The 18903-nt window shown below is 50.0% G+C and carries 21 protein-coding genes; 11 read left to right on the top strand and 10 right to left on the bottom strand.

What is annotated here, in order from left to right; translation table 11 throughout:
- The 4 genes from ACE15A_RS10530 to sad form a co-directional block, all read right to left on the bottom strand.
- Positions 1 to 1452: a tagaturonate reductase gene (locus ACE15A_RS10530; RefSeq protein ID WP_053510170.1), complete on the bottom strand. Its 1452-nt coding sequence runs from the start codon at positions 1450 to 1452 to the stop codon at positions 1 to 3.
- Between the two features lie 279 nt (positions 1453 to 1731).
- Positions 1732 to 2091, bottom strand: a complete 360-nt coding sequence (locus tag ACE15A_RS10525; RefSeq protein ID WP_053510172.1) for a DUF4186 domain-containing protein — start codon at positions 2089 to 2091, stop codon at positions 1732 to 1734.
- Positions 2091 to 3017, bottom strand: coding sequence for a glutaminase B (glsB, locus tag ACE15A_RS10520; protein ID WP_023247497.1), 927 nt, complete (start codon positions 3015 to 3017; stop codon positions 2091 to 2093). The genes ACE15A_RS10525 and glsB overlap by 1 nt, the downstream gene beginning before the upstream one ends.
- Positions 3018 to 3089: 72 nt before the next feature.
- Positions 3090 to 4478 (bottom strand): succinate-semialdehyde dehydrogenase, encoded by a 1389-nt coding sequence (sad, locus tag ACE15A_RS10515; protein WP_023247496.1) that lies wholly within the window; start codon positions 4476 to 4478, stop codon positions 3090 to 3092.
- Positions 4479 to 4581: 103 nt separating this feature from the next.
- Here sad and ACE15A_RS10510 point away from each other — a divergent pair, with 103 nt between their 5' ends.
- Positions 4582 to 5454 (top strand): LysR family transcriptional regulator, encoded by an 873-nt coding sequence (locus tag ACE15A_RS10510; RefSeq protein WP_023247495.1) that lies wholly within the window; start codon positions 4582 to 4584, stop codon positions 5452 to 5454.
- 115 nt (positions 5455 to 5569) lie between these two features.
- Positions 5570 to 6760, top strand: coding sequence for a sugar transporter (locus ACE15A_RS10505; RefSeq protein WP_023247494.1), 1191 nt, complete (start codon positions 5570 to 5572; stop codon positions 6758 to 6760).
- Between the two features lie 46 nt (positions 6761 to 6806).
- Here the strand turns inward: ACE15A_RS10505 and ACE15A_RS10500 are convergent, their stop codons facing one another.
- Positions 6807 to 7472 carry a MarC family NAAT transporter gene (locus ACE15A_RS10500; RefSeq protein WP_023247493.1) on the bottom strand — a complete coding sequence of 222 codons (666 nt, stop codon included), beginning with the start codon at positions 7470 to 7472 and terminating at the stop codon, positions 6807 to 6809.
- 258 nt (positions 7473 to 7730) lie between these two features.
- On the opposite strand from ACE15A_RS10500, the gene marR reads away from it, so the two are divergent.
- The 3 genes from marR to marB are packed head-to-tail and all read left to right on the top strand — an operon-like array spanning position 7731 to position 8812.
- Positions 7731 to 8165 (top strand): multiple antibiotic resistance transcriptional regulator MarR, encoded by a 435-nt coding sequence (gene marR / locus ACE15A_RS10495; RefSeq protein ID WP_023247492.1) that lies wholly within the window; start codon positions 7731 to 7733, stop codon positions 8163 to 8165.
- Positions 8166 to 8184: 19 nt separating this feature from the next.
- On the top strand, positions 8185 to 8568 hold the full coding sequence (gene marA, locus ACE15A_RS10490) for an MDR efflux pump AcrAB transcriptional activator MarA (protein WP_000091193.1): 384 nt from the start codon (positions 8185 to 8187) through the stop codon (positions 8566 to 8568).
- A 28-nt stretch (positions 8569 to 8596) separates the two neighbouring features.
- Positions 8597 to 8812 (top strand): multiple antibiotic resistance protein MarB, encoded by a 216-nt coding sequence (gene marB / locus ACE15A_RS10485; RefSeq protein WP_023247491.1) that lies wholly within the window; start codon positions 8597 to 8599, stop codon positions 8810 to 8812.
- A 96-nt stretch (positions 8813 to 8908) separates the two neighbouring features.
- Here marB and ACE15A_RS10480 read toward each other — a convergent pair whose 3' ends face one another.
- Both ACE15A_RS10480 and eamA read right to left on the bottom strand, forming a co-directional pair.
- Positions 8909 to 9520, bottom strand: coding sequence for a LuxR family transcriptional regulator (locus ACE15A_RS10480; RefSeq protein WP_023247490.1), 612 nt, complete (start codon positions 9518 to 9520; stop codon positions 8909 to 8911).
- 222 nt (positions 9521 to 9742) lie between these two features.
- On the bottom strand, positions 9743 to 10645 hold the full coding sequence (gene eamA / locus ACE15A_RS10475) for an O-acetylserine/cysteine exporter (protein ID WP_072158764.1): 903 nt from the start codon (positions 10643 to 10645) through the stop codon (positions 9743 to 9745).
- 226 nt (positions 10646 to 10871) lie between these two features.
- Here eamA and ydeE point away from each other — a divergent pair, with 226 nt between their 5' ends.
- Both ydeE and mgtS read left to right on the top strand, forming a co-directional pair.
- Positions 10872 to 12059, top strand: coding sequence for an efflux MFS transporter YdeE (gene ydeE / locus ACE15A_RS10470; protein ID WP_023248380.1), 1188 nt, complete (start codon positions 10872 to 10874; stop codon positions 12057 to 12059).
- A 248-nt stretch (positions 12060 to 12307) separates the two neighbouring features.
- Positions 12308 to 12403, top strand: a complete 96-nt coding sequence (gene mgtS, locus ACE15A_RS10465) for a protein MgtS (protein WP_000901531.1) — start codon at positions 12308 to 12310, stop codon at positions 12401 to 12403.
- Between the two features lie 349 nt (positions 12404 to 12752).
- Here mgtS and ACE15A_RS10460 read toward each other — a convergent pair whose 3' ends face one another.
- Positions 12753 to 13145 (bottom strand): YdeI family stress tolerance OB fold protein, encoded by a 393-nt coding sequence (locus ACE15A_RS10460; protein WP_023248381.1) that lies wholly within the window; start codon positions 13143 to 13145, stop codon positions 12753 to 12755.
- Between the two features lie 426 nt (positions 13146 to 13571).
- Here ACE15A_RS10460 and ACE15A_RS10455 point away from each other — a divergent pair, with 426 nt between their 5' ends.
- Positions 13572 to 14099, top strand: a complete 528-nt coding sequence (locus ACE15A_RS10455; protein ID WP_053510174.1) for a 2-oxo-tetronate isomerase — start codon at positions 13572 to 13574, stop codon at positions 14097 to 14099.
- A 123-nt stretch (positions 14100 to 14222) separates the two neighbouring features.
- On the opposite strand, the gene ACE15A_RS10450 is transcribed toward ACE15A_RS10455, so the two are convergent.
- Positions 14223 to 14405 carry a general stress protein gene (locus ACE15A_RS10450; protein WP_000807641.1) on the bottom strand — a complete coding sequence of 61 codons (183 nt, stop codon included), beginning with the start codon at positions 14403 to 14405 and terminating at the stop codon, positions 14223 to 14225.
- 343 nt (positions 14406 to 14748) lie between these two features.
- A complete protein-coding gene (gene dcp, locus ACE15A_RS10445) occupies positions 14749 to 16791 on the bottom strand; it encodes a peptidyl-dipeptidase Dcp (RefSeq protein WP_129382419.1) in 2043 nt (680 codons plus the stop codon).
- Between the two features lie 137 nt (positions 16792 to 16928).
- Between dcp and ydfG the strand changes: the two genes are divergently transcribed.
- The 3 genes from ydfG to ydfZ all read left to right on the top strand — a co-directional run bounded on the left by ydfG (position 16929) and on the right by ydfZ (position 18877).
- Positions 16929 to 17675: a bifunctional NADP-dependent 3-hydroxy acid dehydrogenase/3-hydroxypropionate dehydrogenase YdfG gene (ydfG, locus tag ACE15A_RS10440; RefSeq protein WP_023248384.1), complete on the top strand. Its 747-nt coding sequence runs from the start codon at positions 16929 to 16931 to the stop codon at positions 17673 to 17675.
- Positions 17676 to 17805: 130 nt separating this feature from the next.
- The gene (locus ACE15A_RS10435) at positions 17806 to 18492 is read left to right on the top strand and encodes a GntR family transcriptional regulator (RefSeq protein WP_023248385.1); all 687 of its coding nucleotides are present in this window, start codon (positions 17806 to 17808) and stop codon (positions 18490 to 18492) included.
- 181 nt (positions 18493 to 18673) lie between these two features.
- Complete coding sequence (gene ydfZ, locus ACE15A_RS10430; protein ID WP_000989267.1) at positions 18674 to 18877, top strand: putative selenium delivery protein YdfZ; 204 nt, start codon at positions 18674 to 18676, stop codon at positions 18875 to 18877.
- Positions 18878 to 18903 lie beyond the last annotated feature (26 nt).

The following is an 18903-nucleotide window of genomic DNA, read 5'->3' as shown; positions in this document are numbered from 1 at the left end:
TTAACAAAGCGGTTTCACTGCGTTACGCATGCCATTTTCGAGGATAGTATCCAGATAGGTTGTAACCTGCTCAACCAAACCAGTGATACACGTCAAATCCTGCCCCCAATGCCCTTTTTCAGCCAGCACGGATTTCACTAACGCCGCGGTGTCGATCGTCTGGTCGCGATGTTGACGCCATAACTGCGCGTAACGTTCGATCCAGAATGCATCATCCTGAATGGGATAGGATTCGCCAGACCGCTCGCCGCGATAAAAAGCAAGTAATGCCGCTAAGGCAAATGTCAGACGCGCAGGTAACTGCCCATTGGCCTGCTGCCCTTCCAGTAACTGCGGCAAAATGCGGGTACGGAATTTCGTCATACCATTCAGGGCGATAGATAATAGTTGATGCTTAATATAAGGATTGCGGAAACGGCCAGTCACTGCGCTGGCGAACGATTCCAGCGCTTCACGAGGCAAATCCAGAACTGGAATAATTTCCTCATAAATTGCTTTTTCGACAAAGGCGCAAATTCCGGCATCGTTCATCGCGTCGCCAACGGTATCAAGGCCAGCCAGATACGCCACCGGAACCAGCGCCGTATGTGCGCCGTTAAGAATTGCCACTTTACGCGCTTTATACGGTTTAATATCGTCAACAATCAGTACGTTTAACGGGTACTTATCCAGACGTAGCTCCTGAGCCAGCGACTGAGGTCCTTGAATCACAAACAGGTAAAAGTGTTCTGCCGTATCCAGAAACGCATCGTGATACCCCAGTTCCGCTTCCAGTCGCGTGGCTTCATCACGCGGATAACCGGTAACAATACGATCCACCAGCGTAGAGCAGAAGACGTTAGCCTGATCCAACCACTGCAAAAATGCAGCCGGTAATGCCCACTCTTCGGCATAACGCACAATTAATTCACGCAGCGCCTCGCCGTTGTAATCAATCAACTCGCAGGGAATGATAATCCAGCCTTTATCCGCCGCCCCGCTAAAATGGTGGTAACGTTCATAAAGCAGTCGGGTTAGCTTAGCCGGATAACTCACCGCTGGCGCATCATCAAATTTATCGCCCGCATGGTAGCTGATGCCCGCTTCGGTCGTATTTGAGAAAACAAAACGGATATCCGGATTATGCGCCAGTTTGAGAAACGCCTCATACTCACCGTAAACGCTAATTTCACGATTAACAGCACGAATAAGCCGCGCGTCACTAACGGCCTCCCCTTTATCATTCAGACCACGAATAATTGTTGTATAAAGGCCATCCTGCGTATTTAAGGAAGGGGGAAAATCGCTTTCTATAGGGCGCACAATAACCACGCCGGCATCAAGATCGGTATGTTCATTAAGCAGCTCGACCTGCCAGTCCACAAAAGCGCGTAGAAAGTTTCCTTCGCCAAACTGAATGATGCGTTCAGAATGCCGCGCACCGGGGAAATCACGACGGTTTAACGTTTTCACAACGGGTTCCCTTTTAAATTAGTCATACAAGATGATTTATTGGTCCAACAGGTTAGCAAACTTTACGACTCTGAACCCCTGTTTTGATCAAGACGTCGTGACTATTTTTGCCCGATTGGTATATCCAGTGAAATGGCGCCGCTCCGACGTCGATAAGAAAACGGCTTCATAGGAGATATGCCCACGTATAGCCCGCAGGACGAAGAGAAAAAAGAAAGGATAAACCGGGAGAGTATTAAGGTAATTCAATCATGAAGCGTCGACGGCAACAAACGTCTCCTACCGCTGATTCATTTGTATAACCAGCCAGTAATGGATAACGCTGACAATATACTGTTGCTGCGCTTCGCTCAGTGCTTCGCCCTGGGGAATGTGATGCCACTTTGCCAGACATCCACGACAGCAGGTCGCCGTCGCGTGTTGCGCGATAAACACCGGGTGTCCCCGCATCGGCGTTTGCTTACCATCATTCGCCGGGTGAGCTGATGCCAGTCGTTGGGCGATAAAATCGGCGGCGTGTTTATCAATCACCTCCGCGCCTTTATCCCAGCAATATTGTCTTTCTTTTACCCTGAGACGAAAACGCGAACGAAATGTCGATCGCGCCAGGCGGGCAAAAAGCGGTTCAAGCGCATTCATCAGTATACCGAGCGTCCTAATGTTTGTGTTAATTGTTCAAGCGCGGCAATACCCGCCAGAGAGTTTCCCGCAGGGTCCAGCTCCGGACTCCAGACGGCAATCGCCATTTCATGCGGCACAATGGCGACAATACCGCCACCCACGCCGGACTTAGCGGGCAATCCTACACGCCAGGCAAACTCTCCGGCGTTCTGATACATACCACTGGTCGCCATCAGCGCGTTAATCTGCCGGGCCTGCATAGGTGTAACTACCGGCTCGTCGAGATGAAATGCCTCGCCCTGATTTGCCAGAAAGACAAACGTCCTCGCCAGTTCCATGCAGCTCATTTTCAACGCGCAGTAGTGGAAGTAATTTTGCAACACGGTAGGCACATCATGATGAAAATTACCGAACGATTTCATCAGCCAGGCAATAGCGGCGTTACGGGCGGAATGCTCAAATTCAGAGCGAGCGACCGTAGTGTCATACGTAATATCCGATACGCCGCAAAGCGCGCGCACAACTTCCAGCATCCGCTGACGCGGCGCGCTAAGCCGTCCTTGCAACATGTCGCATACCACCAGCGCGCCCGCATTAATAAATGGATTACGCGGGATACCTTGTTCCATCTCTAACTGAACCAGCGAATTGAACGGCGAGCCGGAAGGATCTTTTCCGACGCGCTGCCAGATCTCCTCTTCTGGATAATGACGCATCGCCACCACCAGACTGAGCACTTTCGAAATAGACTGAATAGAGAAGCGTTCGTGCGCATCGCCCGCCTGATAATGCTGCCCGTCCACGGTACAAATCGCTATTCCCAGCTTTGAACCCTCGACGGACGCTAATGCCGGAATATAGTCAGCGACTTTGCCCTGGCCAATAAGGGGGCGAACGCGCTGTAAAATCGTCTCTAAAATTGCATTATCCATGGCCCTGGCCACAACATGCTCCTTGCTCGCAGGTCTGAAAAGGCCTGCGAGTATAGCAGAGGGCACGACGCGACGTCAGGACGATTAGACACGGTTCTTCCAAACGGTCTGCACATTGCAAAATTCGTGTAAACCAAAGTGCGAAAGCTCGCGACCGAAGCCGCTTTTCTTCACCCCGCCGAATGCCACACGCGCATCGCTGGCGCTGTACCCATTAATGAATACCCCACCGCACTCAAGACGCACCGCCATCTCCGCGGCCAGCGTATCGTTGGCGGTAAAGATCGTCGCCGACAGGCCAAACTCACTGTCATTCGCCAGCGCGAGGGCGTGCGCCGCATCTTTTGCAACGGTAATGGCGGCAACAGGCCCAAAAAGCTCCTGACGAAATGCAGTCATGTCAGGCGTGACATCAGCCAGAACGGTCGCAGCATAATAGTTGCCTTCCCCGGCGATTTTCTCGCCGCCCAACAGTAGCCGTGCGCCTTCGGCGACAGAAGCCTGCACCTGTTGATGGAGTTCATCACGCAGATCAAAGCGCGCCATCGGTCCCAGGTCATTCTCTTCAACCAGAGGATCACCTATCTTTAATGCCGCGGCAGCCGCCACAAATCGCTCGGTAAACGCCTGTGCAATGCCCTCTTCGACAATAAAACGTTTGGCGGCGGCGCAGACTTGTCCGGTGTTTTGATAGCGTCCTGCAACCGCAGCGTTTACCGCCAGCTCAAGATCGGCATCATTAAGCACAATAAACGGATCCGCCCCACCCAGTTCCAGTACGCATTTTTTCAGCGCCGCCCCAGCCTGAGCGCCAATCGCCGCGCCGGCGCGCACGCTGCCTGTCACCGTCACCGCCGCGATTCGCGGATCGTTAATCATCTGACTCACGCCCTCATTATTAGCGTTCACCCATCCATAGACGCCAGCGGGAGTACCGGCTTCCGTCAAGATTCGGTCTATCATCTGCGCGCAACCAGTGACATTGGGTGCATGTTTTAACAAGTAGCTATTCCCCGCCAGCAGTATCGGCACTGCCCCGCGTAACACCTGCCATAAAGGAAAATTCCACGGCATTATCGCCAGAATGACGCCCAGCGGACGGTATTCAATCACCGCCTGCTGATTTTCTACCAGTGTAGGCTCAGGATTCAGCATTGCCGGACCATGTTCCGCATACCAGTCGCATAACGCGGCGGATTTCATCACTTCCGCACGCGCCTGTTTTATGGGTTTACCCATTTCACGCGTAATACATTGCGCCATCTCTTCTGCATGAGCGCGAAGCGCCTGACCAATATCGCGTAATGTTTGCGCCCGTTGCGCTACCGACGTCATTTTCCACTTTTTGCAACCATTCGCCGCCAGATTCAGCGCATATTCAATCTCTTGCGCGTTAGCCCAGGGCCTTGTCGCCAGCGTCTGCCCGGTCGCAGGATTCATGGATAGCGCCTGTGTTGCAGTCATCATGGTCATGTTCCTTTCTCTCGTTATCAGGGAAGTCATACCATCATGACGCCCTTTACCCTTTCCGAGAAATGAATAATATTAACCAGAACATTCACGAATTGAGAAAACCATGGACCTGACGCAACTGGAAATGTTTAACGCTGTCGCTCTAACGGGTAGCATTACGCAGGCGGCGGCAAAAGTGCACCGCGTTCCGTCTAACCTGACCACGCGTATCCGCCAGCTTGAAGCCGACCTTGGCGTCTCTCTGTTTATTCGCGAAAACCAGCGTCTCAGGCTGTCGCCAGCCGGACATAACTTTTTACGTTACAGCCAGCAGATCCTGGCGCTGGTCGATGAAGCCCGCATGGTGGTCGCCGGAAAGGAACCGCAAGGACTGTTTTCACTCGGCGCGTTAGAAAGTACTGCCGCCGTACGTATCCCCGCGCTGCTGGCGGGCTATAACCAGCGTTACCCTAAAATTCAGTTCGCGTTAACGACAGGTCCTTCCGGCGCCATGCTGGATGGCGTGCTCGAAGGAAAGCTGAACGCCGCCTTTATTGATGGCCCGCTAATGCATCCGGGGCTGGAAGGTATGCCGGTTTACCAGGAAGAGATGATGATCGTCGCGCCGCACGGCCATCCCGTCGTTTCGCGCGCAAGCGAGGTGAATGGTTGTAACATATATGCTTTTCGCGCCAACTGTTCTTACCGGCGGCATTTCGAAAGCTGGTTTCATGCCGATGGCGCGACCCCCGGTACGATTCACGAAATGGAGTCATATCATGGAATGTTGGCGTGCGTAATCGCCGGCGCAGGTATTGCGCTGATGCCAGCAAGTATGCTCAACAGTATGCCAGGACATCATCAAGTGGAAGCCTGGCCGTTGGCGGAGAAGTGGCGCTGGCTTACCACCTGGCTAATTTGGCGGCGCGGGGCGATGACGCGCCAGCTTGAGGCCTTTATAGAGCTACTTAACGCCCAACTGGCGAGCGTCGACTGAAGACGAAACGGCCTGCGAAGTAAATGAGACGCAGGTCACAAAATGATTGTCTTTTCGCCAGTAAACGTTTTAAGATCGCGGCCTCACCTTCTCGCAACTAACCCGAAATATTTTTATGACTATCAATCCAGTTTCCCGCAAGGTCGCGTGGCTACGGGTAGTTACGCTTGCTATCGCCGCTTTTATTTTCAATACCACGGAATTTGTGCCGGTTGGTTTGCTGTCAGACATTGCCGAAAGCTTTCATATGCAAACCGCGCAGGTCGGCATCATGCTAACCATTTACGCCTGGGTAGTTGCCGTCATGTCGCTACCTTTTATGCTTCTTACCAGTCAAATGGAGCGCCGTAAGCTACTCATTTGTCTGTTTGTTCTGTTTATTGCCAGCCATGTGCTCTCCTTCCTGGCGTGGAGCTTTACCGTGCTGGTCATTAGCCGTATCGGCATCGCTTTCGCCCACGCTATTTTCTGGTCGATAACCGCGTCTTTGGCGATCCGCCTGGCCCCTGCCGGGAAACGCGCGCAGGCATTAAGTCTGATAGCGACCGGAACCGCGTTGGCCATGGTGCTTGGGCTGCCGATAGGTCGCGTTGTTGGTCAGTATTTTGGCTGGCGCACCACCTTTTTTGCCATCGGCATGGGCGCATTAATTACGCTGCTATGTCTGATTAAGCTTCTACCGAAATTGCCGAGCGAACATTCCGGCTCACTAAAAAGTTTACCTTTGCTATTCCGACGCCCGGCGCTGATGAGCCTCTATGTACTGACCGTCGTTGTGGTGACTGCGCATTACACGGCTTATAGCTATATTGAACCGTTCGTTCAGAATGTCGCCGGGCTCAGTGCGAATTTTGCTACCGTCCTGTTACTGATCCTGGGCGGCGCCGGAATCATCGGCAGCCTCGTGTTTGGTAAACTGGGTAATCGCCATGCCTCGTCGCTCGTCAGTATCGCTATTGCCCTGCTGGTTGTCTGTCTGCTTCTGTTGCTGCCTGCGGCGGATAGCGAAGCGCATCTGGCCATACTGAGCATTTTCTGGGGAATCGCGATTATGGTGATAGGGCTCGGTATGCAGGTGAAAGTACTGGCGCTGGCCCCGGACGCGACCGATGTCGCAATGGCGCTATTTTCAGGCATCTTTAATATCGGTATTGGCGCTGGCGCGCTGGTAGGAAATCAGGTGAGTTTGCACTGGTCAATGTCGGCCATCGGCTATATTGGCGCCATACCCGCCTGTGCCGCGCTGGTATGGGCTGTGCTCATATTCCGTAAATGGCCAGTGATGCTGGAAGAACAATCGCATTAAGACATTCGTCTGCCGGGAACGCCTTTCCGGCAGACAAAAATGCGCCTTAGTGGTACGTTTTAATAATTTCTACCACGCCGTTGATAATAAATTGTACGCCCATACACACCAGCAGGAATCCCATTAAGCGGGAAATCGCTTCAATCCCCCCTTTACCCACCAGCCGCATGATAGCGCCGGAACTGCGTAAACATCCCCACAGGATCACCGCCACGGCAAGAAAAATAATCGGCGGCGCGACCGTAATGACCCAGTCGGGAAACTCGCCGCCATGACGCACTGTGGAAGCGGAACTGATGATCATTGCAATAGTCCCCGGTCCTGCGGTGCTTGGCATAGCCAGTGGAACAAACGCAATATTGGCCGTCGGTTCGTCCGCCAGCTCCTCCGATTTGCTTTTCGCTTCCGGCGACTCATGCGCCTTCTGCTGCGGGAAAAGCATTCTGAAGCCGATAAACGCTACGATTAACCCACCGGCGATCCGTAGCCCTGGAATCGAAATACCGAAGGTGTTCATGACTAACTGCCCGGCATAGTACGCCACCATCATAATGGCGAAGACATAAACCGAAGCCATGTATGACTGTCGGTTGCGTTCCGCACTATTCATATTGCCCGCAAGGCCAAGAAACAGCGCCACGGTGGTTAGCGGATTGGCTAAAGGGAGCAGTACGACCAGTCCCAATCCAATCGCTTTAAACAAATCCATCATAATACTATCTCTTACCCATCAGCGTTTCATGAACCGGAAGTATAAAGTGAAACTGCCCCGGCGCGCCATTTTGCCAGTGCGTAAGTCAATATCCTCCGTAACCTATAACCTGTAATTATCAATTAGTTACAGGTTATCACAACACATTACCTTGTACGCCTTTTAGCAAATCGTGGCATCGGTTAATTCATTCAGTTGACTTATACTTGCCTGAGAAATAGTATCTGACGAAATTAATTACTTGCCGGGGCAACCATTTTGAAAAGCACCAGTGATCTGTTCAATGAAATCATTCCGCTGGGTCGCTTGATCTACATGGTAAATCAGAAAAAAGATCGCCTGTTAAATGACTACTTATCCCCGCTGGATATCACCGCATCACAGTTTAAAGTGCTTTGCTCGATACGCTGCGCGGGATGTGTTACCCCGGTTGAACTTAAAAAAGTGCTGTCTGTCGATCTCGGCGCATTGACGCGGATGCTCGACCGCCTGCTGTGCAAAGGCTGGATCGAAAGACTGCCGAATCCTAATGACAAACGCGGCGTACTGGTGAAGCTAACGCCGGACGGCGCGGCAATTTGTGAGCAATGTCATCAACGACCAGGGCAAGACCTGCATCAGGAATTAACAAAAAACTTAACGGCGGACGAAGTGGCAACGCTTGAGTATTTGCTCAAGAAAATTCTGCCGTAGACAAAAAAGAGGTATGACGATGTCCAGACGCAACACTGACGCTATTACTATTCATAGCATTTTGGACTGGATCGAGGATAACCTGGAATCGCCGCTCTCACTGGAAAAAGTGTCTGAGCGTTCAGGGTACTCCAAATGGCACCTGCAACGGATGTTTAAAAAAGAGACCGGTCATTCATTAGGTCAATACATCCGCAGCCGTAAAATGACGGAAATTGCGCAAAAATTAAAAGAGAGCAACGAGCCCATCCTCTATCTGGCGGAACGCTATGGCTTTGAGTCACAGCAAACATTGACCAGGACGTTCAAAAACTATTTTGACGTGCCGCCACACAAATACCGGATTACCAATATGCATGGCGAATCACGGTATATGCTGCCGCTGAACCATGGCAACTGCTAGTTTGTTTATGCGCCACGCGAAGGGCACCATGAAAATACTGTTTCCCGTCCTGCCGGGTCTGTTACTTATCGCCTCCGGATATGGCATCGCAGAACAAACACTGTTACCTGTGGCACAAAATAGCTGTGATGTGATGCTTCTGCCCTCCGTGGGCGTTCCGCCAAATGACCTTCACCCCGTGAGCGTGAACAGCGATAAGTCAGATGAATTAGGCGTGCCCTATTATAACGACCAACGCCTTTAACCTATTTGCCCCGTTTAACGGGGCATTTTTTGAGTACCTTCTGGCTATGACGAGTCCGCCGTTATCGCTTCGCGGCGTGGTCTGAAGCCAGTGAGATTAGCATTTATCTTCAATCTTATAATAAAGACCTGCCAGATTATTGACCTGAAATTTCTTGTAGATACTGCGCCGATAGTGGCAAATCGTCTTTTCGCTTAGATCAAGATGCCGCGATATCTCTTTGTTTTTTTTGCCTGTCATAATAAAAGGCAGTACGTTCACCTCTTTTTTCGATAGATTCACCTGTTTTTCAAGGCAATAAAGATTGCTGTTTTTAGTAATCACTCTATTATGTTTAGCCTCTCCATAATTCGCGAGGAATCCGCTAATTTTCTTCAGCGCATCCTTACAATCCACGCTAAAATCGGATAACGCATTAATAAGAATGTTATCAATAGTACTCTCATAGCAAGTATCTCGCGTAATGAGAATAATATAGCTATCAGGGTGATGGGTTTTAAATTCAAACAGCGAGCTTAGCAAATGTATATCTGCCTGACCATAATCAACAATAATCGCTTTCACCCTTTGCAGGGTTTGCTTATTTACACATCCAATGTGCTTAGCATAGACGACCTCAGTAAATGAACAGTACTCCCTCCGGATATCATCAACGATATAACCAAATCCTTTTTTAAAGTATTCACATGTGGTGATGACAATAATCACTATTCCTTACCTTTATCATGGTTTATTTCATAATTCTGACGCATAAATTAAATTCAGAGCAATTCAGAAAAACGCTGCAATGATAAGAAAGTTCTTATCACATTTGTCTCATTTTGTGCGAAAGCGCACAATTTAGAATTTAATTAAAAATATATCCCTATAATAACAAGTCATTAGCCAGTGAATAAGACTTTTCTTAACTCGCAATATGATGCCAATACCTCATCCCCTGACGCACGCAGTACGGCGCACACGAAATCCAAACACATTGATATAGAGTCCAGCCATAATCAGTACTGCGCCTGCAAGTTGCATTGCGGTCAACGTTTCTCCGAGTAATACCGCGGCGCTCGCCAGCCCGACTACCGGCACCAGCAATGATAACGGCGCCACGCGCCAGGTCTCATAGCGTCCCAGTAACGCGCCCCAGATGCCGTAGCCAAGGATAGTGGCGACAAAAGCCAGGTAAAGCAGCGACAATATCGTCGTCATATCAATGGTAATAAGGCTTTGCGTAATGTGATCCGCCCCTTCCAGTAGCAGCGACGACAGCAGGAACGGCAGGATCGGGATCAGCGCGCTCCAGACCACCAGCGACATCACCGCCGGACGCGGGCTATGTTGCATAATTTTTTTATTAAAAATATTGCCGCAGGCCCAGCTAAATGCCGCCGCCAGAGTCAGCATAAATCCCGACATCGCTATATGCTGTCCGTTCAGACTGGCTTCAATCAATACCAGTACGCCAATAATCGCCAGGGTAATCCCCGCCAACTGCTTACGTTGGAACCGCTCGCCAAAAACAAACGCCCCCAATGCCATGGTAAAAAAGGCCTGCGCCTGTAATACCAACGACGCCAGTCCTGCGGGCATACCAAACTTAATCGCGCAAAAGAGAAAGGCGAACTGCCCAAAGCTTATCGTCAGCCCATAGCCCAGCAACAGCGCAAGCGGGACTTTAGGCCGGGCAACAAAGAAAATTGCCGGAAACGCCACCAATAAAAACCGTAATCCTGCCAGCAATAATGGCGGCATATGGTGCAGACCTACTTTGATGACAACAAAATTTAGCCCCCATGCGACAACCACCAGTAACGCCAAAAACCCGTCTTTTCGCGACATCATCGGCCTCTGTTATTATTAAAATTTTGTAAAGAGGTAAGTTATCGAAAATCAGTGCACCATAACAGAACTTTTCTTTTTACCGCGAGCAGGGCATTGAACAACACACGGTGGGCAAAATCCTGCGCTATGGTATGTTAAGGCTGTACTGTAGCGCATAAACATCATGCTTTTGCGGGCACGGAGATTAAAACGCCCCGAAACGTAACCTCCATTTCAGGCAGGAAAAATGAATTCAGGATTGAGACGTTCAACGCTGGCTTTACTCGCCTCATCGCTGTTATTGACGATTGGACGCGGCGCCACACTCCCCTTTATGACCATCTATCTTAACCGCCAGTACGGTTTGGGCGTGGATCTGATTGGTTACGCGTTGACCAGCGCGTTAACAATCGGCGTCGTCTTTAGTCTTGGATTTGGGATTCTGGCGGATAAGTTTGATAAAAAGCGCTACATGCTACTTGCGATCATCGCCTTCGCCTGCGGATTTATCGTCATCCCAATGGTGCATAATGTCGTACTGGTTGTCCTGCTTTTTGCGCTCATTAACTGTGCCTATTCGGTTTTTTCTACCGTCCTGAAAGCCTGGTTCGCCGATAACCTCACCGCCACGACAAAAACGCGGATTTTTTCGCTCAACTATACCGTACTCAATATCGGCTGGACGATTGGCCCACCGCTCGGCACGCTGCTGGTCATGCAAAGCATCAATTTACCCTTCTGGCTTGCCGCCATCTGTTCCGCATTCCCGCTGGTTTTTATTCAGGTATGGGTTACACGATCGGTTGCCGCCAGCGAGGGAAAAAACGCCGCAATCTGGTCTCCCTCCGTTCTGCTGCGCGACAAAGCATTATTGTGGTTTACGTTTTCGGCATTTCTGGCCTCCTTTGTAGGAGGCGCATTTGCGTCCTGTATTTCACAGTACGTTATGGTCGTTGCCGATAGTGGTTTCGCGGAAAAAGTGGTAGCCGTCGTCCTGCCGGTTAATGCGGTTATTGTGGTCAGTTTGCAATACGCCGTGGGCCGCCGACTTACCGCCGTCAATATTCGACCGATGATGACGACAGGCACCGTATTTTTTATCGCCGGGCTCATCGGATTTATTTTTTCAGGCGACAATCTGCTTTTTTGGGGGCTTTCAGCGGCGATATTCACGATTGGCGAAATTATTTATGCCCCTGGCGAATATATGTTGATTGACAACATTGCACCTGCCGGCATGAAAGCCAGCTATTTTTCAGCGCAATCGCTGGGCTGGCTGGGTGCGGCAGTAAACCCGCTGGCCAGCGGCGTGATCCTGACGACGCTTCCCGCCTGGTCGCTTTTCGTTGTCCTGATCATCGCGATTGTATTCGCCTGGGCGCTGATGTTAAAAGGAATGCGGATTACCCCTACGCAACAGGCTATCGCCTGTTAATTATCTGCAACCGATGATGTGCGCAGTTTCTGGCGCACCTGGTTACCCCTATATATTGCAGGCTAATTATCTGCTATTAATGCAGTAATTCAGGAATATTCCTGGGCGCTGACGAAAATATTCTAATACTTTACCCTTCCAGTAAAATAAATAAGTAATTCAGACTTTGTTTAAGTATAAATTAGTACTATAGTCACTACGAGGTTTTTTTAGAAAAGAGGATGCACGCAAAAATAAGGAGAAACGAGATGTTAGGCAGTATCAACCTTTTTATCGTTGTATTAGGAATTATTTTATTTTCCGGATTTCTGGCCGCCTGGTTCAGTCACAAATGGGATGATTAATGAACGGAGATAATCCCTCACAGAGCCGGCCCCTTGCTGCATCGCTGCACAAGGGGCCGATTTTGTCTGGATTTCGGGCAAAAAAAAACCGCCGGTTCACCAGCGGTAAATGCTTGCATGGATAGATTTGTGTTTTGTTTATACGCTACCGGGCAAATTCTTGCGAGGATAACGGATCGCTAATGACTGTAGCACCGTCAATATCAATGAAGGTTAAACAATACGTAACCAGGCCTGAATAAAACATTATGAAACCTTTTGTCCCCCCTGGCGCATTTTACAAGGCCCATCGTATCAGGCCAGCCGCGTCCCCTGCATAACTGACCTGGAGATTGCCGGTTAGCGCGCGTTACTTTTGCAGCCGGTTCACGCGAACAAGCGATTCCTTCGCTTTCTTGTCCAGACTACCGTTTATGTTGATCATTTGATCCGGCTGAACTTCCCGCCCATCAAATACAGCGGAAGGGATTATCACGTTAATCTCGCCGGATTTATCGCGGAACACATAGCGATCATCGCCTTTATGATCAATAAGGTTGCCGCGCAGCGAAACGGTCGCGCCATCATGCAGGGTTTTTGCCTGTTCGATGGTCATTTTTTCTGCATCGTCCGTACCGCGATAACCATCCTCAATAGCATGAGGCGGCGGCGGCGCCACGTCTTTTTTTAATCCCCCTTGATCATCCGCTAGCGCATAAGGCATTATCAGAAAACTTAAAAATGCAGCCACCTGTAGTTTCATGCTCTCTCCTTAATAACGTCCATTTGACGTATTAAGTCTGGTCGCTATTTTTAATTTTTACAAACATGAATTTACCAGCAGAATATTAAGTAACAAAATCAACCCACCCGGGTTAATACACAACAAATATCAACGCGGGTTAACGCTAAAACGCAACGGCGAAATATAGAGTTGGCCACATAGCTGGGGTAGTATACTTCAATGTCTGGATGACAATTCAGAATAATCGGCTTTATTTTTTGAAGATAATGATTTTACGCATACTCAATGACATTTATCACCGTAGAAAAGTAAGCATGTTATGGAGAGGCTGGTTTGCTGGTGACTGGATAAAATGATCACTCGCTGACAATGTCACAAAGTAAATATGCCATACTTGAGAAGAACGAACAGGTTTCTTTTGTCTCTGTAACGGAAAAATAAACGATGAGATTAGATCAGCACGATATTGCCCCCCTTGATGAAGCCGAATCCGTCGATAGCCTGACAAAAAAACTCGGTGATTTACTGGTTAACCAAAAACTCCGTCTGACCACTGCAGAATCCTGCACCGGCGGGAAACTGGCTTCAGCATTGTGCGCAGCGGAAGATACGCCCTCTTTTTACGGTGTAGGTTATGTCACTTTTACTGATGAAGCCAAAGCAAAAATCTTACGCGTACAACGCCGCAGTCTTGCCGAACATACCGCCGTCAGCGAAGCGGTCGTCATTGAAATGGCTCAGGGAGCTAAAGATCAGGCTGAGGTCGATATCAGTATGGCGATCAGTGGCTATGGCGGTCCGGAAGGCGGCGAAGATGGCACTCCGGCGGGAACCGTTTGGTTTGCCTGGAACATTAACAACATAACCTTTACAAGCCGACAACATTTTAGCGGAGATTGTCAGGAAGTATTAGAAAAATGTGTACGATTTGCCCTCGCTGAATTGCTCTTTCTGTTAACAAAGAAAGCATAAAGAATAATTGCACCTGACCGGCCAGAATAACTCACGGTCAGAATAAATAAAAAAATGCGAGCCTTAGGCCCGCATTGTCTACGCAATATTTCAGAATATATTTACAAGATATCAGGAGTAAAATTAATTGTCGGATTTACGTCCGCCACTGTGGCTATTCTGCCCACCTTTTTTACCCGCTTCAGATGCACGCTGTGGATCGTTTTTAAAGTTCCCACCACTATGCTGGCCGCCTTTACGACCTGCTTCTGAGGCTTTCTCTTTATCTTCTGCAAAGTTACCGGAACCGCCGCGATGTTCTGCCATAATATAATCCTCATGATGATGTTGCGTTTTAAATATGATATGTCTTCTCATATCATGTGATACAGTTCTAAATTTAGTCGCCCTGCGCGCAGTGTCAAATTCATTTCTGCATTATTTACATAATACCACCGCTTGCCGGAAAATATATTTTTAAAAATGTTAATAGCGAAGCGGTAATAAATCTTTGGCAATCAATCCACCACGGAAAAATAAGTAGAAAAATCCGAATGCACGTCCTCTTTATATTCAGACAATTTGCCCCCATAAATTTAATTGGCTGTCGTCAGGAGTGCAGGATTCATTTTCAGGCGGTTGTTCGACAATGCCGAACAACCGTATCAGCTTAGTGATCAAGTCCGCGATATTGCAACATGGGATCAATATGCGGCTCATGTCCACGCCAGGCTGAATAAAGCGTTTCTAAATCAGTACTATTCCCCCGGGAAAGGATGTCATCACGAAAACGCTGCCCGTTTTCACGCGTCAGGCCGCCCTGCTCTACAAACCATTGATAACCGTCATCCGCTAACATTTGCGTCCACAGATAGGCGTAGTATCCCGCTGCGTATCCGCCGCCGAAGATATGGGCAAAGTAACTGCTGCGATAGCGGGGCGGCACTGCCGGTAAATCAAGATGCTCAGCGGTCAGCGCCTGCTGCTCGAAATCAGCGACAGACTGCTCCGCTACGCTCTCCTCCAGCATATGCCAGTGCATATCCAGCAATGCGGCGCCGAGCAATTCAGTCATATCGTAACCTTTATTAAATAAACTCGCCTTGCGCATTCTTTCCTGTAAATCAGCAGGCATTTTTTCACCGCTGTCGACATGACGCGCATAACGTTCGAATACACGCGGATGACTCGCCCAATGCTCATTAATCTGGGAGGGAAACTCGACAAAGTCACGGGGCGTGTTAGTCCCTGAAAGCGTGGCATAACGCTGCACGGCAAACAAACCGTGTAACGTATGACCAAACTCATGGAAGAGCGTAATAACGTCGTCCCAAAGCAGTAATGCAGGCTGCCCATCGACAGGTTTCTGATAGTTACATACATTGTATATAACAGGCCGGGTTTCGTTGAGGGGGGATTGCTCTACAAAATTCCCCATCCACGCGCCGCCACTTTTCGAGTCCCGCGCGAAGAAGTCGCCATAAAATAACGCCATACCGACGCCATCGGAATCGAAAATCTCCCACACCCGAACATCAGGATGGTACACCGGAATGTCAAAACGCTCGACGAAGGTGATGCCGAATAGCTGGTTGGCGGTCCAGAAAACCCCCTCTTGCAACACCGTATTTAAGGCAAAATAGGGCTTCAGTTGCGCTTCATCCAACGCATATTTTTCCCGCCGCACCTGTTCGGCATAGAACATCCAGTCCCAGGCCTGAACGGTGTAACCGCCCTGCTCATCATCAATGACGTGCTGAATTTCCGCCTGTTCATTGAACACACGCTGACGCGCTGGCGGCACAATACCACGCATAAAGTTCAGCGCGGCTTGCGGAGTTTTCGCCATCTGATCGGCGATTTTCCATGCGGCATAATTGGGGAACCCCAGCAGTGTAGCCTGACAGCGACGAATCTCTACCAGACGCTGAACGATCGCGCGGGTGTCGTGGGCATCCCCTTTTTCCGCCCGAGTCCATGACGCTGTGAATAAATTTTCGCGGGTCTGGCGATCGCGCAGCGCAGCAAGCGCAGGCTGTTGCGTCGTATTAAGGAGCGGAATGAACCAGCGATTCTCGAGGCCTTTTTCACGCGCCGCATCGGCAGCGACGGCAATATCTTCCGGGCTTAATCCTTCCAGGCAATACGCATCATCTACCGCCAGCCCGCCCGCTTTACTTGCCGCCAGCAGGCGCTGATTAAACTGGCTCATTAAGGTCGCGGATTCGGTATTCAATACTTTCAGTCGCGCTTTATCCTCTTCGGCAAGCTGCGCGCCTGCCAACACAAAACGCTGGTGGATAACGTCGACCAGCCGTAGCGATTCATCATCCAGCCCCAGTGAATGACGCTGCTGCCAGACGGCATCCACGCGAGCGAATAACGCGCTATTCAGATAAATATCGTTGGAGAGCGCCGCCAGTTCGGCAGAAAACGCCTCATCTAACCGCTGGAGTTCATCGTTAGTGTGCGCGGCGGTCATCGCGAAAAAAACGCTGGTGACGCGTGACAGTAACGCCCCGCTTTGCTCCAGCGCCAGAAGCGTATTCGTAAAGTCAGGGGCCGCCGGATGATTGACGATGGCCGCGATTTCCACGCGTTTTTGTCGCACGCCCTCATCAAAAGCAGGACGATAATGGCAATCTTTGATCCGATCAAAACGCGGCGCCTGATAGGGCAACATACTCTGGTCTAAAAAAGGATTCGTCGACATTCTTCACTCCTGAAAATAGGTTGATCATAAGAGTAAGCTTCCCCTATGCTGACCGCAATCGTGTTAACCAGGATTACCCTTTCATAAACGCCGCGTGCTATGGTAATACAACACAAAAAGCGTTGAGGAACAGTGTGATGATCGTTTTAGTAACTGGAGCAACCGCAGGGTTTGGCGAGTGCATTGCACGCCGTTTTGTTGAAAATGGACATAAAGTCATTGCCACGGGACGTCGTCATGAACGCCTGCAAGCGCTAAAAGATGAGCTTGGCGATAACGTATTGACCGCCCAACTGGACGTGCGCAACCGCGCGGCCATTGAAGAGATGATGGCCTCTCTGCCCGCGCAGTGGCGCGATATTGATGTGCTGGTCAATAACGCCGGCCTGGCGTTGGGTCTTGAACCGGCGCATAAGGCCAGCGTGGAAGACTGGGAAACTATGATCGATACCAATAATAAAGGCTTAATTTATATGACCCGCGCCGTGCTGCCGGGAATGGTCGAGCGTAACCGCGGTCATATCATTAACATCGGTTCGACCGCCGGTAGTTGGCCTTATGCCGGTGGCAACGTCTATGGCGCGACGAAAGCCTTTGTGCGTCAGTTTAGCCTGAATTTGCGCACGGACTTACACGGTACGGCGGTTCGCGTGACCGACATTGAACCGGGTCTGGTTGGCGGTACCGAGTTTTCCAGCGTGCGTTTCAAAGGCGACGATGAAAAAGCGGGTAAAACCTACGAAAATACCACCGCCCTCACGCCGGAAGATATTACCGAAGCGGTATGGTGGGTGGCCACACTCCCCGCGCATGTGAATATTAATACCGTTGAAATGATGCCCGTTACCCAATCCTTCGCAGGACTCAGCGTCCACCGTAGCTAAGGGGTTATACCCGGTCTACAGGCCGGGTAATCCATGGCAAACGTATCTGCAACCAGAAACATGATCGGTATGGACCACAACGGAAAAGTGATAGAGTATCCGGGTCAACCGCCTAAAAAAGTAAGAATGAATGACCGTTGAAACGCAGCTTACCCCTACACAGCCTGTCAACCAGCAAATTTACCGTATTCTTCGACGTGATATCGTGCATTGTCTGATCCCGCCTGGCACGCCGCTATCAGAAAAAGAGGTCTCAACCCGTTTTAACGTTTCGCGTCAGCCGGTACGCGAGGCTTTTATAAAGCTGGCGGAGAATGGGTTGATTCAGATCCGCCCTCAGCGCGGTAGTTATGTGAATAAGATTTCGCTTTCTCAGGTACAGAATGGCTGCTTTGTACGGCAAGCTATCGAATGCGCGGTGGTCCGCCGTGCGGCGTCGATGATCACCGACAACCAGTGCTATCAACTGGCGCAAAACCTGCACCTGCAACACATTGCCATCGAGCACAAACAGATTGATGATTTTTTCCAGCTTGATGACGATTTCCACCAAAAGCTGGCGCAGATCGCCGATTGCCAGTTAGCGTGGGATACCATTGAAAATATCAAAGCCACGATTGACCGGGTTCGCTATATGAGTCTGGATCATGTTTCTCCGCCGGAGATGTTGTTGCGCCAGCACCATGATATTTTCTCCGCGCTGGAAAAACGCGACGGCAATGCGGTTGAGAGCGCAATGACTCTGCATTTGCAGGAAATTAGCGAATCCGTCCAGCTTATCCGTCAGGAAAACAGCGCCTGGTTTAGCGAAGACTAACCCCCCTTTAACTTCGGGGTGAGACTCCTTCTCCGCTCTCTCACCCTGCACATTCCTGCTTAAAAAGCCGTGAGCTTGATCAAAAACAAAAAAAATCCGCAACGATAAGCGTATTTATATGTCGCCCGTCATGTGGGGAAACCCACGGGCTTTGGCAGTAAGTTTGAAAGGAGAAAACACCATGATGACATACGATCGTAACCGTAACGCAATCACTACCGGTAGCCGGGTCATGATAAGCGGCACGGGCCATACCGGGATTATCAAAGCCATTGAGAGCGAAGGTCTGGATGCTGGACAAATTCGCCGCGGCAAAACGGTGATTGTCGAAGGCTGTGAAGGTAAATTCGCGCCAGTCGAACTGATTCGTCTTGGCATGAACTGATACCACTGGCCGCTAAGATCCGCCCC

This window comes from Salmonella sp. HY31 (assembly GCF_042604575.1).
In the GTDB taxonomy this organism is placed as follows: Bacteria; Pseudomonadota; Gammaproteobacteria; order Enterobacterales; family Enterobacteriaceae; genus Salmonella; species Salmonella diarizonae.
This window is presented reverse-complemented; position numbering and strand designations above follow the sequence as displayed.

Bases quoted from the DNA above. Each gene is read 5' to 3' on its own strand.
- ACE15A_RS10525 (WP_053510172.1), bottom strand. From the start codon at position 2,091: ATGAATGCGCTTGAACCGCTTTTTGCCCGCCTGGCGCGATCGACATTT.
- sad (WP_023247496.1), bottom strand. From the start codon at position 4,478: ATGACCATGATGACTGCAACACAGGCGCTATCCATGAATCCTGCGACC.
- ACE15A_RS10510 (WP_023247495.1), top strand. From the start codon at position 4,582: ATGGACCTGACGCAACTGGAAATGTTTAACGCTGTCGCTCTAACGGGT.
- ACE15A_RS10505 (WP_023247494.1), top strand. From the start codon at position 5,570: ATGACTATCAATCCAGTTTCCCGCAAGGTCGCGTGGCTACGGGTAGTT.
- ACE15A_RS10500 (WP_023247493.1), bottom strand. From the start codon at position 7,472: ATGATGGATTTGTTTAAAGCGATTGGATTGGGACTGGTCGTACTGCTC.
- marA (WP_000091193.1), top strand. From the start codon at position 8,185: ATGTCCAGACGCAACACTGACGCTATTACTATTCATAGCATTTTGGAC.
- marB (WP_023247491.1), top strand. From the start codon at position 8,597: ATGAAAATACTGTTTCCCGTCCTGCCGGGTCTGTTACTTATCGCCTCC.
- eamA (WP_072158764.1), bottom strand. From the start codon at position 10,645: ATGATGTCGCGAAAAGACGGGTTTTTGGCGTTACTGGTGGTTGTCGCA.
- ydeE (WP_023248380.1), top strand. From the start codon at position 10,872: ATGAATTCAGGATTGAGACGTTCAACGCTGGCTTTACTCGCCTCATCG.
- mgtS (WP_000901531.1), top strand. From the start codon at position 12,308: ATGTTAGGCAGTATCAACCTTTTTATCGTTGTATTAGGAATTATTTTA.
- ACE15A_RS10460 (WP_023248381.1), bottom strand. From the start codon at position 13,145: ATGAAACTACAGGTGGCTGCATTTTTAAGTTTTCTGATAATGCCTTAT.
- ACE15A_RS10455 (WP_053510174.1), top strand. From the start codon at position 13,572: ATGAGATTAGATCAGCACGATATTGCCCCCCTTGATGAAGCCGAATCC.
- ACE15A_RS10450 (WP_000807641.1), bottom strand. From the start codon at position 14,405: ATGGCAGAACATCGCGGCGGTTCCGGTAACTTTGCAGAAGATAAAGAG.
- dcp (WP_129382419.1), bottom strand. From the start codon at position 16,791: ATGTCGACGAATCCTTTTTTAGACCAGAGTATGTTGCCCTATCAGGCG.
- ydfG (WP_023248384.1), top strand. From the start codon at position 16,929: ATGATCGTTTTAGTAACTGGAGCAACCGCAGGGTTTGGCGAGTGCATT.
- ACE15A_RS10435 (WP_023248385.1), top strand. From the start codon at position 17,806: ATGACCGTTGAAACGCAGCTTACCCCTACACAGCCTGTCAACCAGCAA.
- ydfZ (WP_000989267.1), top strand. From the start codon at position 18,674: ATGATGACATACGATCGTAACCGTAACGCAATCACTACCGGTAGCCGG.